12 protein-coding genes, 2 tRNA genes, 2 rRNA genes and 1 pseudogene are annotated in these 17,303 nt (G+C 49.0%); 1 reads left to right on the forward strand and 16 read right to left on the reverse strand.

Annotated features, from left to right (window positions below; translation table 11 throughout):
- Positions 1-48: 48 nt before the first annotated feature.
- The 10 genes and pseudogenes from PT300_02075 to ubiD form a co-directional block, all read right to left on the reverse strand.
- Positions 49-3,051 (reverse strand): 23S ribosomal RNA (locus PT300_02075).
- 154 nt (positions 3,052-3,205) lie between these two features.
- Positions 3,206-3,281: transfer RNA gene (locus PT300_02080), tRNA-Ala, on the reverse strand.
- Positions 3,282-3,344: 63 nt separating this feature from the next.
- Positions 3,345-3,421, reverse strand: a tRNA-Ile gene (locus tag PT300_02085).
- Between the two features lie 73 nt (positions 3,422-3,494).
- Positions 3,495-5,033: ribosomal RNA gene (locus PT300_02090) — 16S ribosomal RNA — on the reverse strand.
- Together the 16S and 23S rRNA genes with 2 tRNA genes alongside form the textbook arrangement of a ribosomal RNA operon.
- 339 nt (positions 5,034-5,372) lie before the next feature.
- Entirely contained in the window at positions 5,373-5,918 is a 546-nt protein-coding gene (gene hemG, locus PT300_02095) for a menaquinone-dependent protoporphyrinogen IX dehydrogenase (protein MDF7679468.1), read from the reverse strand.
- A gap of 11 nt (positions 5,919-5,929) precedes the next feature.
- Positions 5,930-7,381, reverse strand: a complete 1,452-nt coding sequence (gene trkH / locus PT300_02100) for a Trk system potassium transporter TrkH (protein MDF7679469.1) — start codon at positions 7,379-7,381, stop codon at positions 5,930-5,932.
- 40 nt (positions 7,382-7,421) lie between these two features.
- Positions 7,422-8,037, reverse strand: a pseudogene (locus tag PT300_02105) (IMPACT family protein).
- Positions 8,037-9,368, reverse strand: a complete 1,332-nt coding sequence (pepQ, locus tag PT300_02110) for a Xaa-Pro dipeptidase (GenBank protein MDF7679470.1) — start codon at positions 9,366-9,368, stop codon at positions 8,037-8,039. Before pepQ ends, PT300_02105 begins: the two are co-directional and overlap by 1 nt.
- Before the next feature lie 143 nt (positions 9,369-9,511).
- Entirely contained in the window at positions 9,512-10,213 is a 702-nt protein-coding gene (gene fre, locus PT300_02115; protein MDF7679471.1) for an NAD(P)H-flavin reductase, read from the reverse strand.
- Between the two features lie 54 nt (positions 10,214-10,267).
- Positions 10,268-11,737 carry a 4-hydroxy-3-polyprenylbenzoate decarboxylase gene (ubiD, locus tag PT300_02120; GenBank protein ID MDF7679472.1) on the reverse strand — a complete coding sequence of 490 codons (1,470 nt, stop codon included), beginning with the start codon at positions 11,735-11,737 and terminating at the stop codon, positions 10,268-10,270.
- A gap of 275 nt (positions 11,738-12,012) precedes the next feature.
- Here ubiD and rfaH point away from each other — a divergent pair, with 275 nt between their 5' ends.
- The gene (gene rfaH / locus PT300_02125; protein ID MDF7679473.1) at positions 12,013-12,501 is read left to right on the forward strand and encodes a transcription/translation regulatory transformer protein RfaH; all 489 of its coding nucleotides are present in this window, start codon (positions 12,013-12,015) and stop codon (positions 12,499-12,501) included.
- Positions 12,502-12,597: 96 nt separating this feature from the next.
- Here rfaH and tatC read toward each other — a convergent pair whose 3' ends face one another.
- The 6 genes from tatC to ubiE all read right to left on the reverse strand — a co-directional run bounded on the left by tatC (position 12,598) and on the right by ubiE (position 17,241).
- The gene (gene tatC / locus PT300_02130; protein ID MDF7679474.1) at positions 12,598-13,374 is read right to left on the reverse strand and encodes a Sec-independent protein translocase subunit TatC; all 777 of its coding nucleotides are present in this window, start codon (positions 13,372-13,374) and stop codon (positions 12,598-12,600) included.
- A gap of 2 nt (positions 13,375-13,376) precedes the next feature.
- Positions 13,377-13,826 (reverse strand): Sec-independent protein translocase protein TatB, encoded by a 450-nt coding sequence (tatB, locus tag PT300_02135; protein MDF7679475.1) that lies wholly within the window; start codon positions 13,824-13,826, stop codon positions 13,377-13,379.
- Positions 13,827-13,829: 3 nt separating this feature from the next.
- Complete coding sequence (locus tag PT300_02140) at positions 13,830-14,081, reverse strand: Sec-independent protein translocase subunit TatA (protein MDF7679476.1); 252 nt, start codon at positions 14,079-14,081, stop codon at positions 13,830-13,832.
- Positions 14,082-14,227: 146 nt separating this feature from the next.
- Positions 14,228-15,871: a ubiquinone biosynthesis regulatory protein kinase UbiB gene (gene ubiB, locus PT300_02145; protein ID MDF7679477.1), complete on the reverse strand. Its 1,644-nt coding sequence runs from the start codon at positions 15,869-15,871 to the stop codon at positions 14,228-14,230.
- A complete protein-coding gene (locus tag PT300_02150; GenBank protein ID MDF7679478.1) occupies positions 15,868-16,473 on the reverse strand; it encodes an SCP2 domain-containing protein in 606 nt (201 codons plus the stop codon). The genes ubiB and PT300_02150 overlap by 4 nt, the downstream gene beginning before the upstream one ends.
- Before the next feature lie 12 nt (positions 16,474-16,485).
- Positions 16,486-17,241 carry a bifunctional demethylmenaquinone methyltransferase/2-methoxy-6-polyprenyl-1,4-benzoquinol methylase UbiE gene (gene ubiE, locus PT300_02155; protein MDF7679479.1) on the reverse strand — a complete coding sequence of 252 codons (756 nt, stop codon included), beginning with the start codon at positions 17,239-17,241 and terminating at the stop codon, positions 16,486-16,488.
- Positions 17,242-17,303 lie beyond the last annotated feature (62 nt).

Here is a 17,303-nt window from a genome sequence, read left to right on the forward strand (position 1 = left end):
TTTCTCTCTCTCCGCTCCACGCTTCCGATAAAACACCTTCGGCGTTGTAAGGTTAAGCCTCACGGGTCATTAGTATCAGTCAGCTCAACGTGTCACCACGCTTACACACCTGACCTATCAACGTCGTCGTCTTCAACGTCCCTTCAGGATATTTTCATATCAGGGATAACTCATCTCAGGGCAAGTTTCGGGCTTAGATGCTTTCAGCACTTATCTCTTCCGCATTTAGCTACCGGGCTGTGCCATTGGCATGACAACCCGTACACCAGTGATGCGTCCACTCCGGTCCTCTCGTACTGGGAGCAGCCCCCCTCAGTTATCCAGCGCCCACGGCAGATAGGGACCGAACTGTCTCACGACGTTCTAAACCCAGCTCGCGTACCACTTTAAATGGCGAACAGCCATACCCTTGGGACCCGCTTCAGCCCCAGGATGTGATGAGCCGACATCGAGGTGCCAAACACCGCCGTCGATATGAACTCTTGGGCGGTATCAGCCTGTTATCCCCGGAGTACCTTTTATCCGTTGAGCGATGGCCCTTCCATTCAGAACCACCGGATCACTATGACCTGCTTTCGCACCTGCTCGCACCGTCACGCTCGCAGTCAGGCCAGCTTCTGCCATTGCACTATCCTCCTGATGTCCGACCAGGATTAGCTGACCTTCGTGCTCCTCCGTTACTCTTTGGGAGGAGACCGCCCCAGTCAAACTACCCGCCAGACACTGTCCGCAACCCCGCTCAGGGACCCGCGTTAGAACATCAAACATTAAAGGGCGGTATTTCAACAGCGGCTCCATGCAGACTGGCGTCCACACTTCTTCGCCTCCCGCCTATCCTGCACATCAAGGCTCAAGGTTCAGTGTCAAGCTGTAGTAAAGGTTCACGGGGTCTTTCCGTCTTGCCGCGGGTACACTGCATCTTCACAGCGAGTTCAATTTCACTGAGTCCCGGGTGGAGACAGCCTGGCCATCATTACGCCATTCGTGCAGGTCGGAACTTACCCGACAAGGAATTTCGCTACCTTAGGACCGTTATAGTTACGGCCGCCGTTTACCGGGGCTTCAGTCAGCTGCTTCTCCTTTCAGATTACAGCATCATTTAACCTTCCGGCACCGGGCAGGCGTCACACCGTATACTTCCACTTGCGTGTTTGCACAGTGCTGTGTTTTTAATAAACAGTTGCAGCCAGCTGGTCTCTGCGACTGACCTCAGCTCCACGCGTTAAGCGCTTCACCTTGCGTCAGCGTGCCTTCTCCCGAAGTTACGGCACCATTTTGCCTAGTTCCTTCACCCGGGTTCTCTCAAGCGCCTTGGTATGCTCTACCTGACCACCTGTGTCGGTTTCGGGTACGATTTCATGTTACCTGTCGCTTAGAGGCTTTTCCTGGAAGCAGGGCTTCTGTTACTTCGGCACCTCAGTGCCTCGTCATCACGCCTCAGTGTTATGGTGTTCCGGATTTGCCTGAAACACCCACCTGCACGCTTAAACCGGGACTTCCGTCACCCGGATAACATAGCCTTCTCCGTCCCCCCTTCGCAGTAACATAAAGTACGGGAATATTAACCCGTTTCCCATCAGCTACGCCTTTCGGCCTCACCTTAGGGGTCGACTCACCCTGCCCCGATTAACGTTGGACAGGAACCCTTGGTCTTCCGGCGTGCGGGTTTTTCACCCGCATTATCGTTACTTATGTCAGCATTCGCACTTCTGATACCTCCAGCATGCCTCTCAGCACACCTTCTTCAGCTTACAGAACGCTCCCCTACCCAGCAGCTTGCGCCACTGCCGCAGCTTCGGTGCATGGTTTAGCCCCGTTACATCTTCCGCGCAGGCCGACTCGACCAGTGAGCTATTACGCTTTCTTTTAATGATGGCTGCTTCTAAGCCAACATCCTGGCTGTCTAAGCCTTCCCACTTCGTTTCCCACTTAACCATGACTTCGGGACCTTAGCTGGCGGTCTGGGTTGTTTCCCTCTCCACGACGAACGTTAGCACCCGCCGTGTGTCTCCCGTGGTATCATTCTCCGGTATTCGCAGTTTGCATCGGGTTGGTAAGTCGGGATGACCCCCTTGCCGAAACAGTGCTCTACCCCGGAGATGAACCCACGAGGCGCTACCTAAATAGCTTTCGGGGAGAACCAGCTATCTCCCGGTTTGATTGGCCTTTCACCCCCAGCCACAGGTCATCCGCTGATTTTTCAACATCAGTCGGTTCGGTCCTCCAGTTAGTGTTACCCAACCTTCAACCTGCCCATGGCTAGATCACCGGGTTTCGGGTCTGTACCCTGCAACTAGTCGCCCAGTTAAGACTCGGTTTCCCTGCGGCTCCCCTATTCGGTTAACCTCGCTACAGAATACAAGTCGCTGACCCATTATACAAAAGGTACGCAGTCACCCCACCACTAAGCCCCCTCTGCTTCTTTTGGCGGCTGGGCGTCGCTCACGCTCCGCCTGCCCTGCCTTACAGCAAAGGATGCCTCGTGGAATCTCACCACTGGCTTAGTGGTGGGGCTTCCACTGCTTGTACGTACACGGTTTCAGGTTCTCTTTCACTCCCCTCGCCGGGGTTCTTTTCGCCTTTCCCTCACGGTACTGGTTCACTATCGGTCAGTCAGGAGTATTTAGCCTTGGAGGATGGTCCCCCCTTCTTCAGACAGGATTTCTCGTGTCCCGCCCTACTCTTTGAGTCCACAGCATGCGCGCTTTCGTGTACGGGGCTGTCACCCTCTTTTGCCGGACTTTCCAGACCGTTCCACTAACACCCATGCTGATTATGACTCCGGGCTCCTCCCCTTTCGCTCGCCGCTACTCGGGGAATCTCGGTTGATTTCTTTTCCTCGGGGTACTGAGATGTTTCAGTTCCCCCGGTTCGCCTCGTTAACCTATGAATTCAGTTAACGATGATGTGATTACTCACACCGGGTTTCCCCATTCGGACATCGCCGGGTCACAGGCCCATATCACCTCGCCGGCGCTTTTCGCAGATTTGCACGTCCTTCATCGCCTCTGACTGCCAGGGCATCCACCGTGTACGCTTAGTCACTTAACCTCACAACCCGAAGATGTCTCTTCCGGTCGCTTCGCTTTGAGAGACCCGGACACACTTCTTCGTGTGTCCTCTTTTCAATTTTCAGCTTGATCCAGTTTGTTAAAGAGCAAAATCTCACAGCACGCTGTCTCAGCGTACTCTGACATTTTTTATATGGTGGAGCTATGCGGGATCGAACCGCAGACCTCCTGCGTGCAAAGCAGGCGCTCTCCCAGCTGAGCTATAGCCCCATACAGCGATAAGGTGATCCCTTTTCCTGATTTCCGCCGCAGCAACACTGCATGCGCAAAATCTGGTAGGCCTGAGTGGACTTGAACCACCGACCTCACCCTTATCAGGGGTGCGCTCTGACCACCTGAGCTACAAGCCTGCTGAGATCCCTTTTGCTCATCTCTCATCAGACAATCTGTGTGAACACTTCAGAAATCCAGAACCCTTCACTTTAAGGAGGTGATCCAACCGCAGGTTCCCCTACGGTTACCTTGTTACGACTTCACCCCAGTCATGAATCACAAAGTGGCAGGCGCCCCCCTTTCGGTTAAACTACCTGCTTCTTTTGCAACCCACTCCCATGGTGTGACGGGCGGTGTGTACAAGGCCGGGAACGTATTCACCGTGGCATTCTGATCCACGATTACTAGCGATTCCGTCTTCGTGGAGTCGGGTTGCAGACTCCAGTCCGGACTACGACGCACTTTATGAGTTCCGCTCACCCTCGCAGGCTCGCCTCCCTTTGTATGCGCCATTGTAGCACGTGTGTAGCCCTGGTCGTAAGGGCCATGATGACTTGACGTCATCCCCACCTTCCTCCAGCTTTTCACTGGCAGTCTCCCCTGAGTTCCCGGCCAAACCGCTGGCAACAGAGGATAAGGGTTGCGCTCGTTGCGGGACTTAACCCAACATTTCACAACACGAGCTGACGACAGCCATGCAGCACCTGTCTCACAGCTCCCGAAGGCACCCCTCCATCTCTGGAGGGTTCTGTGGATGTCAAGACCAGGTAAGGTTCTTCGCGTTGCATCGAATTAAACCACATGCTCCACCGCTTGTGCGCCCCCCGTCAATTCATTTGAGTTTTAACCTTGCGGCCGTACTCCCCAGGCGGTCGATTTATCGCGTTTGCTTCGAAAGCCACTCCTCAACGGGAACAACCTCCAAATCGACATCGTTTACAGCGTGGACTACCAGGGTATCTAATCCTGTTTGCTCCCCACGCTTTCGCACCTCAGCGTCAGTCTTCGTCCAGGGCCGCCTTCGCCACCGGTATTCCTCCAGATCTCTACGCATTTCACCGCTACACCTGGAATTCCACCCCCCTCTACGAGACTCCAGCCTGTCAGTTTCAAATGCTGTTCCCGGGTTAAGCCCGGGGATTTCACATCTGACTTAACACACCGCCTGCGTGCCCTTTACGCCCAGTTATTCCGATTAACGCTCGCACCCTCCGTATTACCGCGGCTGCTGGCACGGAGTTTGCCGGTGCTTCTTCTGCGGATAACGTCAAAATGAAAGTGTATTAAACTTCCATCCTTCCTCACCGCTGAAAGTACTTTACAACCCGAAGGCCTTCTTCATACACGCGGCATGGCTGCATCAGGGTTTCCCCCATTGTGCAATATTCCCCACTGCTGCCTCCCGCAGGAGTCTGGACCGTGTCTCAGTTCCAGTGTGGCTGGTCATCCTCTCAGACCAGCTAGGGATCGTCGCCCAGGTGAGCCATTACCTCACCTGCAAGCTAATCCCGTCTGGGCACATCCGGTGGCGTGAGGCCATAAGGTCCCCCACTTTGGTCTTCCGACATTATGCGGTATTAGCTACCGTTTCCAGTAGTTATCCCCCTCCACCAGGCAGTTTCCCAGACTTTACTCACCCGTCCGCCACTCGTCAGCAAAGCAGCAAGCTGCTTCCTGTTACCGTTCGACTTGCATGTGTTAGGCCTGCCGCCAGCGTTCAATCTGAGCCATGATCAAACTCTTCAATTCAGGTCTGATCGCTCGTGAATTAAACTTCGTAAATGAATTACGTGTTCACTCAGAGACTTTTTAAATTTGCTTGACCGTCACCGACGGTCAGGCTCTGTCTTCCTGAGTGCCCACACAGATTGTCTGACTGATTGTTAAAGAGCTGCGCTTCAATGAAGCGGGCGCATATAATACTCTCACGCGCTTCAGAGTCAAGTGCTTTTTCACTTCCTCTGCCTGATTTCCGGTGGATTCGCTCCGTTATTCCGGGTCAGTGAGGGCGCATTATAGGCTGTTCTTCGCCGTTGACAAGCCCTGTTTGTAAAAATTCTCTTAACTGCTCAGATTCTCGCCAGCAGGCTATTTTTTCGCGCTCTTTTCTACCAGTTCGGCTAATTCATGGGCAAAAAGCGTGACCTGCTGCCAATCGGTATACACCACTTCTTTGCTGATATCTATTTCACCACCAGTCATCTTCATGATCAAACGGATCATAAAACGATCATGCCAGCGATAACGTGGATAACGCAGTGCTCCGGCAAATACCGCGCAGCATTGTGGCTGCCAGGAAGAACGGGACAGAAATTTGCGCGTATAAATATTCGTCTGAGGGGTACGTTTACCTGGTTTTCGTGCAACCAGATTAACCGAGAAAAAGGCTGTTGGTAATGCATTCAGAATTTGATGGTACTTTTCCACAAAATGATATACCGCCGAATGGAATCGCCCGTAACGAATTGAGGCGCCAATTACCACACAATGATAGTGATGCCATGCAATCTCTTTCGTGTCGTTGAGATTCATCATGTCTGCCTCAACGCCAAGCTCTTTTAATTCAGATACCAGAAAGGCGGCTATTTCGCGAGTTTGTCCATCGCGTGTGGAGAATAAAATCAATGCTTTCACAGATATTCCTGTTATTCGCGCCAGAAAGTGGGAGTGAAGAGTATCAGTAAAGTGAATACTTCCAAACGGCCAAAGAGCATATTGGTAATCAGTATCCATTTTGCGCCAGGATTCATCGTCGCGAAATTATCGGCCACGGCACCCAATCCTGGCCCCAAATTGTTTAATGTTGCGACAACAGAAGCAAAAGCAGAAAAATTATCAATACCTGTCGCAATAATCGCCAGCATACCGACGATAAAAACCAGGATATAGGCAGAGAAAAATCCCCATACGGCATCAAGGATACGCTCGGGCAACGCACGGCTGCCTAATTTGATGCTATAAACGGCATTCGGATGCACCAGGCGTTTAAGCTCTCGATTCCCTTGCTTAAATAACAACAGGATACGAATAACTTTCAATCCTCCGCCTGTCGAACCCGCACAACCGCCGATAAATGCTGAAAATAACAATAGTATTGGCAGGAATAGCGGCCAATGGGCAATGCTGTCGGTCGTAAAGCCTGCCGTAGTCGCCATTGAGACAACCTGAAAAAAAGCCTGATTCAGCGTAGCAAGCACCGAGCCATATACATTATGCAACCACAATACCAGCATACAAATCAGTACCAGGGTGAGTTGTACGCCAATAAACATGCGAAATTCTGGATCACGCCAGTAAACCTTGAGACTACGCCCACTCAGTAATGAAAAGTGCAAGCCATAGTTACAACCGGAGATCAGCAAGAAAATAGCAATAATTGAGTTAATTATCGGGCTGTTAAAATAACCAATGCTGGCATCATGGGTAGAAAAGCCACCGATTGCGATAGTCGAAAAGCTGTGACTGATAGCATCAAACGCAGACATTCCGGCAAACCATAGTGCAAGCGCACAGACTATGGTTAGCAGGACATAGATTAGCCATAGCGTTTTTGCTGTTTCGGCGATACGCGGACGCATCTTATTATCCTTCAGCGGTCCAGGCATTTCTGCCCGGTAAAGCTGCATCCCGCCGACACCCAGTATCGGGAGTATCGCTACTGCCAGCACGATAATTCCCATACCGCCAAACCACTGTAGCATCTGACGATAGAAAAGAATGGCATGAGGTAAGAAATCCAGCCCTACCAGCGTCGTCGCTCCGGTGGTTGTCAGCCCTGAAAAAGATTCAAAAAAAGCATCCGTGACGGTCAGATTCGGTTGCTCAGAGAAGATAAATGGTAACGCACCAACACTGCCGAGCACCGTCCAGAACAGGACAACAATCAGAAAACCTTCCCGGGATTTGAGTTCTCTCTTTTCATGACGATTCGGCCACCATAAAAGTAAACCGATTGCCAGGGCAACCAAAAAGGTCTGAGTAAACGCCCGGCCTGCGCCATCACGGTATATCAGCGCTATCAGCCCTGGCAGGATCATGGTTCCCGAGAAGAGCATGACCAGCAGTCCAACAATTCGGGTTATCGCGCGAAAATGCATCTCTGGCGCTTCCTTTGATGTCTAAAAAATCAGCCGGGAATTATTGGTTAATCGTCAATAATTGCAATGAGCCACGACTAAAATCAGTCAGCTTTAACGAAAATGAGGCAACTTCAGTGGCTGGCAACGCGATACGAAGCTGGATAAATGCCTGATATTCACTGCTAATAATTTTCCCCGAGAACTGCGACAATAACGACGCTATCCCGACCAGCTGGCTGTATTCACACTGTAAATCATAAAAAGTCAACGCTGTTTTACGCTGCGTTGTCAAGTCAGCAAGTGCCTGGCGAACGCCACCTCCATAAGCTTTTACCAGCCCACCGGTACCTAACAAAATACCACCGTAGTAACGTACCACTACCGTAGTGATTTCGCCCACACCGCTCCCCATTAACTGAGCCATCATCGGTTTACCTGCCGTACCTGGCGGCTCTCCATCATCAGAAAATGCGAATTGCCGGGAGTCATCAGGCGGCCCGGCTATCCACGCCACACAATGATGGCGGGCTTGCGGGTGATCTTTCTTAATAGATTCGATAAAGGCTCTGGCAGCGGTAATGCCATCTGTATGCATCAACTGCGTAATAAAACGGGCTTTTCCTGATTTCTTCAACAAACGTTACCGGTGCGGCCGGTATCAACCAGCTATCCATTACGCTAGCTTCAGATCACGAGTCATATTTTCAATCCTGTTTTCGTGGATGACAACATTATCTTCAATACGAATACCACCAAATGGTTTGAGTGCGTCAATTTTTTGCCAGTTGAAATATTTGCTGAACTGACCGGCACGCCACGGTGCTAACAGTGACTCGATGAAGTAGATACCCGGTTCGATAGTCATGACCATCTGTGGCTGAAGCATGCGGGTGCAACGCAACCAAGGGTACTGTGATGGCGCAGCCAGATGAGTACCCGTATCATCCTGCATAAAACCCGCCACATCATGTACCTGTAAACCAAGCAGATGGCCAATACCGTGCGGCATAAATGACCCGGTCAAATCGTTTTCGACCATCGCCTCTTCGCTCATATTCATGATGATCTGGTGCTTATGCAACAGTCTGGCAAGACGCTGATGGAACTGAATATGATAATCCACATAGCGGGTGCCTGCCCGCATAGTGCTAATCAGCGCCTGTTGTTCAGCATTAACATCTGCGAGCAAATGAGCAAAATCACTATCAGGATCGGTGACCCAGGTACGGGTGATATCAGCAGCGTAACCATGATATTCCGCACCAGCATCTAACAAGAAACTGCGTATTTCCGGCGGTACATGATGATCCAGTCGGGTGTAATGCAGTATCGAAGCATGTTCATTGAGTGCGACAATATTATCGTAGGGGACACCAGTATCACGCTGACCCGTCGCAGTCAGATAACGCTGGTTGATATCAAATTCACTTTTTCCAGAAAGGAAAGCTTCACCTGCGGCCCGATGGCCATTGACTGCCTGTTTTTGTGCTTCACGCATACAGGCCAGTTCATAATCGGTCTTAAAAGCACGGTAGTAATGCAGATAGTCGATAACACCTTGTGGATTGATATTATCAGTAGCGATATCTAACCCTCTTGCCCGCTCAGGGACGGGGCCAATATAGGCGATATTGTGACGTGATGCGGGTAGCTGGCGACCTATGTCATCCGCTCGCGCCAGCGCAATAACGTCCACCTCTTGCGTCCAGAAAGCCGTTGGCAATGGCTCAACGCTATGCCAGTAATCAACCGGTAAATAGAACCATAATTTCGGCTTATTAACCCCATCGACTAATAACCAGCAGTTTGGAACCTGCGTCACCGGAACCCAGGACTTAAACTGCGGGTTGACTTTAAAAGGGTAAGGGTGATCATCTAAAAAAATATTCACCAGTTCGCCAGAGTGGATCAGTAATGCATCAAAATGGAAGCGTGATAAAACGTTGCGCGTCCGTTCCTGTAGAGTAGCAATATGATTTTTATAGTGCGCAGCCAGTAATTCCATTTTTCACCTTTTTTTATGAGACAGTGATCCTGTGCATCTTAACATATTGCTCTCTGACAAGGTGATAACACGGCAGCAGGGATATCAGTTTCAGTCAGTGTTGATTGCCTTACTATCACAGGCAATCAACACAGCAAACCGGATCAAACGAAAGCAAATGCATCACCGAACAGGCGATCCTGCCGGGCATGGCATTGTTGACAGAATTTTTCACGGGCAATTCTGGCCATCTCAAAACGACCCGCGATATAGATATCGTATGCCTCCATCATGTGATGATCCTGCATAACCGCATCCAGTACCGTCCCTGTGTATCCCTGCCAGTCCGCGTCCGGTTGCTCAACGACTGGGACAATGCTCAGATGAGGATATTTCATTCTTAACGCTTCTAATTCCGCTAAATCATAGAGATGTTTAGACTCACGTCCTCCCCAGTATACGGCGATATTACGATCCGGATGATGTGCCAGAGCAGTGAGAAGAATAGAACGCACATAAGAGAAGCCGGTTCCTCCGGCAATAAGAAGAAGTGGGCGATCATTATCTTCACGTAACCAGGCGTCTCCATGGGGGATATCCACTACAATTTCACGCTCTTTCAGTATCCGATCCATGACCGCCATCGCATATAAATTGAGTTCAGAAGCACCGATGTGAAGTTCAATATACGACTTTTCCACTGGCGTTGAGGCGATAGAAAACGGACGCTTATCACGTTCGCCCATGACGACCATTAAATATTGACCCGCACGGAAAGAAAAGGCTGCCTGTGGCGCTAATCGAACGCGATATACCGTCGCTGTCATCTCCTCTACCGAGATCACTTTACAGCTTAAAGTTGTCATTCATTCCCTCTGGTAAATCTGTAAAATAAAGCAGTGGTCGTACTCTATTTTCTGTTATTTAAAAATAGCCAGCTCATCCCAGATAGCGTCGACACGCGCAATGACCTCAGGATCTTTCTGGATGGGACATCCCCATTCACGCTGGGTTTCCCCTGGCCATTTATTTGTCGCGTCCAGCCCCATTTTTGAACCAAGACCGGAAACCGGCGAAGCAAAATCGAGGTAATCAATAGGTGTATTTTCCACCATCACGGTATCGCGAGCCGGGTCCATGCGTGTCGTGATCGCCCAGATAACATCCTGCCAGTCACGTGCGTTGATATCATCATCGCAGACAATGACCAGTTTCGTGTACATAAACTGACGCAGGAACGACCAGACCCCCATCATCACACGTTTAGCGTGTCCGGCGTATTGTTTTTTTATCGTCACTACCGCCAGACGATAAGAACATCCTTCTGGCGGCAGGTAAAAATCGACAATTTCAGGGAACTGCTTTTGTAAAATGGGAACAAATACTTCATTTAACGCCACACCTAATATCGCTGGCTCATCGGGCGGGCGTCCGGTGTAAGTCGAATGATAGATAGCATCTTTCCGCTGAGTGATATGAGTCACCGTAAATACAGGAAAATTATCTGTTTCGTTATAGTAACCGGTGTGATCGCCATAGGGACCTTCCAGCGCCATTTCCCCAGGTTCAATATATCCTTCCAGTACAATTTCTGCCCCCGCAGGCACCTCAAGATCATTAGAAACACATTTTACTACCTCTGTTTTTGTGCCGCGTAACAAACCTGCAAAGGCATATTCTGAAAGCGTATCGGGGATCGGCGTAACGGCGGCAAGAAGGGTTGCCGGATCGGCCCCTAACGCTACAGAGACAGGGAAACGTTCTCCAGGATGTTTCTGGCACCACTCCTGAAAATCCAGTGCCCCCCCACGATGGGAGAGCCAGCGCATAATCAGTTTATTCTTTGCTATCACCTGTTGACGATAAATACCCAGATTCTGTCGTTCTTTATTCGGGCCACGGGTGACGGTTAACCCCCAGGTGATCAACGGTGCAGCATCTTTCGGCCAACAGGTCATCACAGGAATGCGCGTCAGATCAACGTCATCCCCCGCAATAACCTTTTGCTGGCAAGGTGCCATACGCAAACGTTTTGTTGGCATATTCAACACCTGTCTGAACTGTGGCCATTTATCGAACAGATCGCGAAACCCTTTTGGCGGTTCTGGCTCTTTAAGAAAAGCCAGTAACTGACCCACATCACGCAGTGAGCTCGTCTCTTTCTGCCCCATTCCCATAGCAACTCGTTGTGGTGTCCCAAACAAGTTACATAATACCGGCATGCTATATCCTTCAGTATTTTCAAAAAGCAGCGCTGGCCCTCCAGCCCGTAAAGTACGATCTGCAATTTCAGTGATCTCAAGATATGGATCGACTGGCAGGGATATTCTTTTCAGTTCCCCTTGTTGTTCCAGCAATGTCAGAAAATCGCGTAGATCATGATATTTCATAGCGTTATTATTGACCTCTAAACGGATAGCTGAATATACCTGTAATCATTCAGGTTGCCTCGAAATGCTCAGCCAGGAAATCAGCGATAGCATGCAGCACATAACCTGCACAGAAGCAGTTTGAATTTGAGGGATACGCTACTGGCCAGAACCAATATCGTATTGTCATTCAATGTGACATAAAACATCATACCATTTTGATTTTACTCATTTGGCTTTCGCTATCACTACCAGATTTTGTTATGCTTTCTGGCCGTAGAATGGAAAAGGTTATTATGCAAGCCTGGTATTTACTATACTGCAAACGTGGACAAATTCAGCGTGCTCTGGAACATCTCCAGCGCCAGACGGTGGATTGCCTGTTGCTGACCACCACGGTAGAAAAAATTATTCGTGGCAAACGCATGACTGTTACAGAACCACTATTCCCTAATTATCTGTTTGTCGAATTCGATCCAGAGATTATCCACACGACGACCATCAGCGCGACACGTGGCGTCAAATGTTTCGTTCGCTTTGGCGCACAACCGGTCATTGTCCCCTCTACTATTATCCACCAGCTATCTACCTATAAGCCAGAAAGTATTACTGATCCCCAGACACCCTACGAAGGCGATGATGTCCTGATTACCGATGGTGCATTTGCGGGTCTGCAAGCGATATTTAGCGAGCCAGATGGTGAAACACGTTCTATTTTACTGCTGAGCCTGCTTAATCAACAGATACGTAAAAGTGTCAAAAATACAGACTTTCAGAAAGTCTGACGATATCACTCAGGCTAATTTCAGCATCACTCGTAAACCACCGCGATGATCATTAATCGCAGATCACCTGCCAGCATGCACTGGCAGGTGATGATATTACTCTTGTTTTTGGCTTTCCATTGCTTCAGTCTCTGCGTCTTCATCACGGGTGAGACGTTTACCGGTATAGAAGCGCGCAAAGAAAACCCCAATCTCAAACAAGCAGTACATCGGGATAGCCAGTAACGTTTGCGAGAACACATCCGGTGGTGTCAGTAACATACCAATGACAAATGCTCCCACCAGTACGTAAGGCCGCTGCTTACGCAACTGTTCTGGTGTCGTCACTCCTATCCAGCACAGCAGTACAATGGCAACAGGCACTTCAAATGACACACCAAAAGCCATAAATAACGCCATGACAAAATCAAGATAGCTGCGAATATCCGTAGAAACCTGCACGCCTTCTGGCGCAGCATGGGTCAGAAAACCGAACGCCAGCGGGAATACAACGAAATAAGCAAACGCCATACCGATATAAAATAAAAGGGTACTGGAAACTAATAGCGGTAGCACCAGGCGCTGCTCATGTTTATATAAGGCGGGAGCAACAAATGCCCAGACCTGATAGAGAATCACCGGCACTGACAGGATAACCGATACCATAAAGGTCAGTTTAATCGGCGTAAAGAAAGGTGAAGCTACATCGGTAGCAATCATCGTCGCACCCGTCGGCATCTGCCGGATAAGCGGCGCGGATACCAGCTGATAAATATCGTTGGAAAAATAAACCAACGCCAGAAAAATCACAGTAATTGCGATAATGCTGTTGATCAGGCGCTTACGCAGCTCAATCAAATGCCCAATGAGTGGTTGAGTATCATCTACGCCCATATTTACGATTTATCACTTGATTCAGTAGAGGGATCGGTAGCGGTTACCATACTGTCGTCTTCTTTGCTGGCTGTGAGCGATTCAGATGGTACGGTATTTTCCTTCACCACCGGGTTATGAAGGGTATTTGCTTCGTCACTTTCTTTCTCAGGTTCATGAAGGGAGTAAGAGCGTTTCATGGATTCTGCCACCTGGCGGAGTTCATCCATCGACTCTTTTAGTTCCGGCGTCAGATTATCCAGGCTTGCCTTTTCTACTTTCTTCAGACTCTCCTGAAACTCCTGCAATTTTAATTCCTGAGTGATCTCATTTTGTACAGTAGCAGCCAGCGATCGCAGGGTACGAATCCAGGTCGCTACCGTTCTTACTGCCACAGGCAACCGCTGTGGTCCCAGTACGATGAGACTGATCACAAAGACTAAAAGTAGTTCACTAAAACCAATATCGAACACGAATTATACCTGCTCTTTGTCGTGATGTTTTACTTCATCTTTTGTGGTATCATCTTGTTTATTAACAATATGTTCAGCCATAAAATCAGCATCCTGCGTGTCCTCTTTCGATGGTTCATCATCACTCATCGCTTTTTTAAAGCCTTTGATCGATGCACCCAAATCTGACCCCAGCGAACTCAGTTTTCTGGTACCGAAAATCAGAATCACAATGACCGCAACAATTAATAACTTTCCAATACTGATACTACCCATACTTCTCCCCTTAATAACCCGTGATCTCTCTACTTATCCTTCAAACTGCTTCTCTGCTGGCTGACATGCTGCAATCCCTGCCTGTACTGCGGATGCGCTTCTTATCTGGTTAAGATGACGCAAGCTCTGGATAATTTCAGGTATCATCATCCCTGCATCTTCCACCAGCCAATCAGCCAGCTCATCACACCCGCGACGAGAAGCCAGCCAGGTATCATGCCCCATTCCGGGCATTCAATGAAGAGCAGTGTACTACTTAGTAACAAAACAGCGCCGATACTAAACAAATAACGCGACTGCCCCTGACGCACACGCAAGATATGAAGATCACGTGTCAGATTGTCGACGCTGGCCTGTAACTGTTTACTTTGTTGCAATGTCTGGTATACCAGTTCTGGTATTTCCGGCATTTTTTCGATCCAGAAAGGTGATTTTTCTTTAAAAGCCCGTATCAACGATGGGATACCCACCTGCTCTTTAATCCATGACTCAAGAAAAGGCTTCGCTGTTTTCCACAAGTCTAACTGAGGATAGAGCTGTCGACCTACTCCTTCTACGTAAAGTAACGTTTTTTGCAACAGAACCAATTGCGGCTGAACTTCCATATTAAAACGCCTGGCTGTATTAAACAGGTTCAGCAGTACATGACCAAACGAAATTTCCGCCAACGGCTTTTCGAAGATGGGCTCACAAACAGTACGAATCGCAAATTCAAACTCTTCAACGTTAGTATCCGCAGGTACCCAGCCAGAATCCACATGCAACTCTGCAACTTTATGATAATCGCGGTTGAAAAAAGCGATGAAATTTTCTGCCAGATAACGTTTGTCGTTTTTATTTAACGAACCAACAATGCCACAGTCGATCCCAATATATTGCGGATTTCCAGGATGACGATGACTGACAAAAATATTGCCAGGATGCATATCTGCATGAAAGAAGCTGTCACGAAATACCTGAGTGAAAAAAACCTGCACACCACGTTCCGCCAGCAATTGCATATTCGTTCCCTGTGCTTCCAGCGCAGCAACATCAGAAACCGGAATGCCATATATTCGCTCCATCACCAGCATATTTTCACTGCAATAATCCGGGTAAACTTCCGGTATATAGAGCATCGGACTACCTGCGAAGTTACGCCGCAACTGAATGGCATTGGCCGATTCACGTAGCAGGTTAAGCTCTCCCAGCAATGTTTTTTCGTATTCACGTACCACTTCCTGTGGGCGTAAGCGACGGCCATCAGGCAATAAACGTGGTACCCAGCGCGCCAGACGATAGATAAGTTTCATATCCGCTTTAATCACTGGCACGATATCCGGGCGGATCACTTTGATGACCACCTCTTTACCATTTTCTTTCAGTGTCGCGGTGTGAACCTGAGCGATAGAAGCTGAGGCGAGTGGTTCAATGGAGAAGTCTGTAAACCAGGTTTCGACAGCAAGGCCGCCCATTGCCTGCTCAATCTGTTGTTTAGCCAGCTGGCCATTAAAAGGCGTCACCCGATCCTGGAGTAAAGCGAGCTGATCAGCAATATGAGGGGGAAACAGGTCACGACGGGTTGAAAGCATCTGACCAAATTTTATCCACACCGGGCCTAGTTCCTGGAGTGCCAGGCGTAAACGCTCACCAATGGGTTGATCCGGATGGCGATTCGGTATCCAAAATAACACTTTTCGCCAGATACGTAACGGCAGCGTAATACGCAATTTGGGAATAAGCTCATCAAGCCCATAACTCAAAAAGGTACGGATAATCAAATACAGACGCCGTAACTCTCCTGGGGTCATTGGCCCTCCAATATTTCCAGCCGTTTTTCCAGCGCTGTCAGTGAATGGTCGGCGGCGGCAACTTCTTCAATAAACCAGGCAACCTCCAGCGCGCCGGGCGCCAGACGCAACTCTTCAGTCATCGCCTCTGCTATATGACGACGCTGATACTGTATATTACGTCGCAGGAAACGTTCTCCACCATGCAGGATTTTGCTGATGCCCTCTGCGACGATATCTCCGGTATAGGGAGAGAGCAATTCTGCCAGATCGAATTCAGCCTGGTCGCATAAAGTGGCCATATTCTGTACCACTTGCAGATCACCCTGAACCTGTAAATCACCACGACGGATCAGTGTCATAAGCTGTTGGCGATGACGCAGCTGTGGCAGCACACTGAGATGAGTGATGACAGTACAGTCAGTATGACCTTCCCATTCGCTTAATATATCCAGCTGACATTCGCTAAATACCAGTACAACAGGCACTGATAACTCTTTCAGCTCAATACGTAACACTTTTCCCAGTAAACGTTGACGAACTGGTTTTAACGCTTTATCACGCCAGAGAACTGTATTCAGTGCAGTTTCAATACCGGCCGCGATCAGCGGGGTGAAAGGCATAGACTCCCCTTCTCAGAACTTATAACCACGATGTAACGCCACAATACCCGCCGTCAGATTATAGTATTCGACATTCTCAAAACCGGCGTCCTGCATCATCACTTTCAGTGTATCCTGATCCGGATGCATACGGATAGATTCCGCCAGATAGCGATAGCTTTCGCTGTCATTTGCAATCAGTTCCCCTATTCGTGGCAGTATATGGAAAGAATAGGCGTCATAGACTTTGCTCAGTGGCTTAATTATCGGTTTTGAAAACTCCAGTATCAGCAAACGTCCACCGGGTTTTAGCACACGATATATCGAACTCAGCGCTTTGTCTTTATCAGTCACATTACGCAGACCAAATGAAATCGTCACACAGTCAAACGTATTATCGGCAAATGGCAGAGCTTCGGCATTGGCCTGAATGTAATCAACATTACCGATAATGCCGATATTACGGAGTTTCTCACGGCCAGTTTTCAGCATTGAATCGTTAATATCTGCCAGCATAACACGACCATTATCACCGACCAGTCGGGAAAACTTCGCCGTCAAATCCCCCGTTCCGCCCGCCAGATCCAGAATGGTATGCCCTTGGTGAACGCCACTGAAATCAATAGTAAAACGCTTCCATAAACGATGAATGCCAAATGACATCAGGTCATTCATCACGTCATATCTTGTCGCGACAGAATGGAAGACGTGGGCTACCATACCAACCTTCTGATCTTTAGCGACAGTTTTAAAACCAAAGTGTGTTGTTTCTTGTAAATCCTTAGCCATCCTGGTTGCCTGCTTATCAAGAAAGGATTTGCCGAGTGTAACAGATCCCGCGTATTTCCCCT

The organism is Enterobacteriaceae bacterium ESL0689, from assembly GCA_029433525.1.
Taxonomy (GTDB): domain Bacteria; phylum Pseudomonadota; class Gammaproteobacteria; order Enterobacterales; family Enterobacteriaceae; genus JAQTIF01.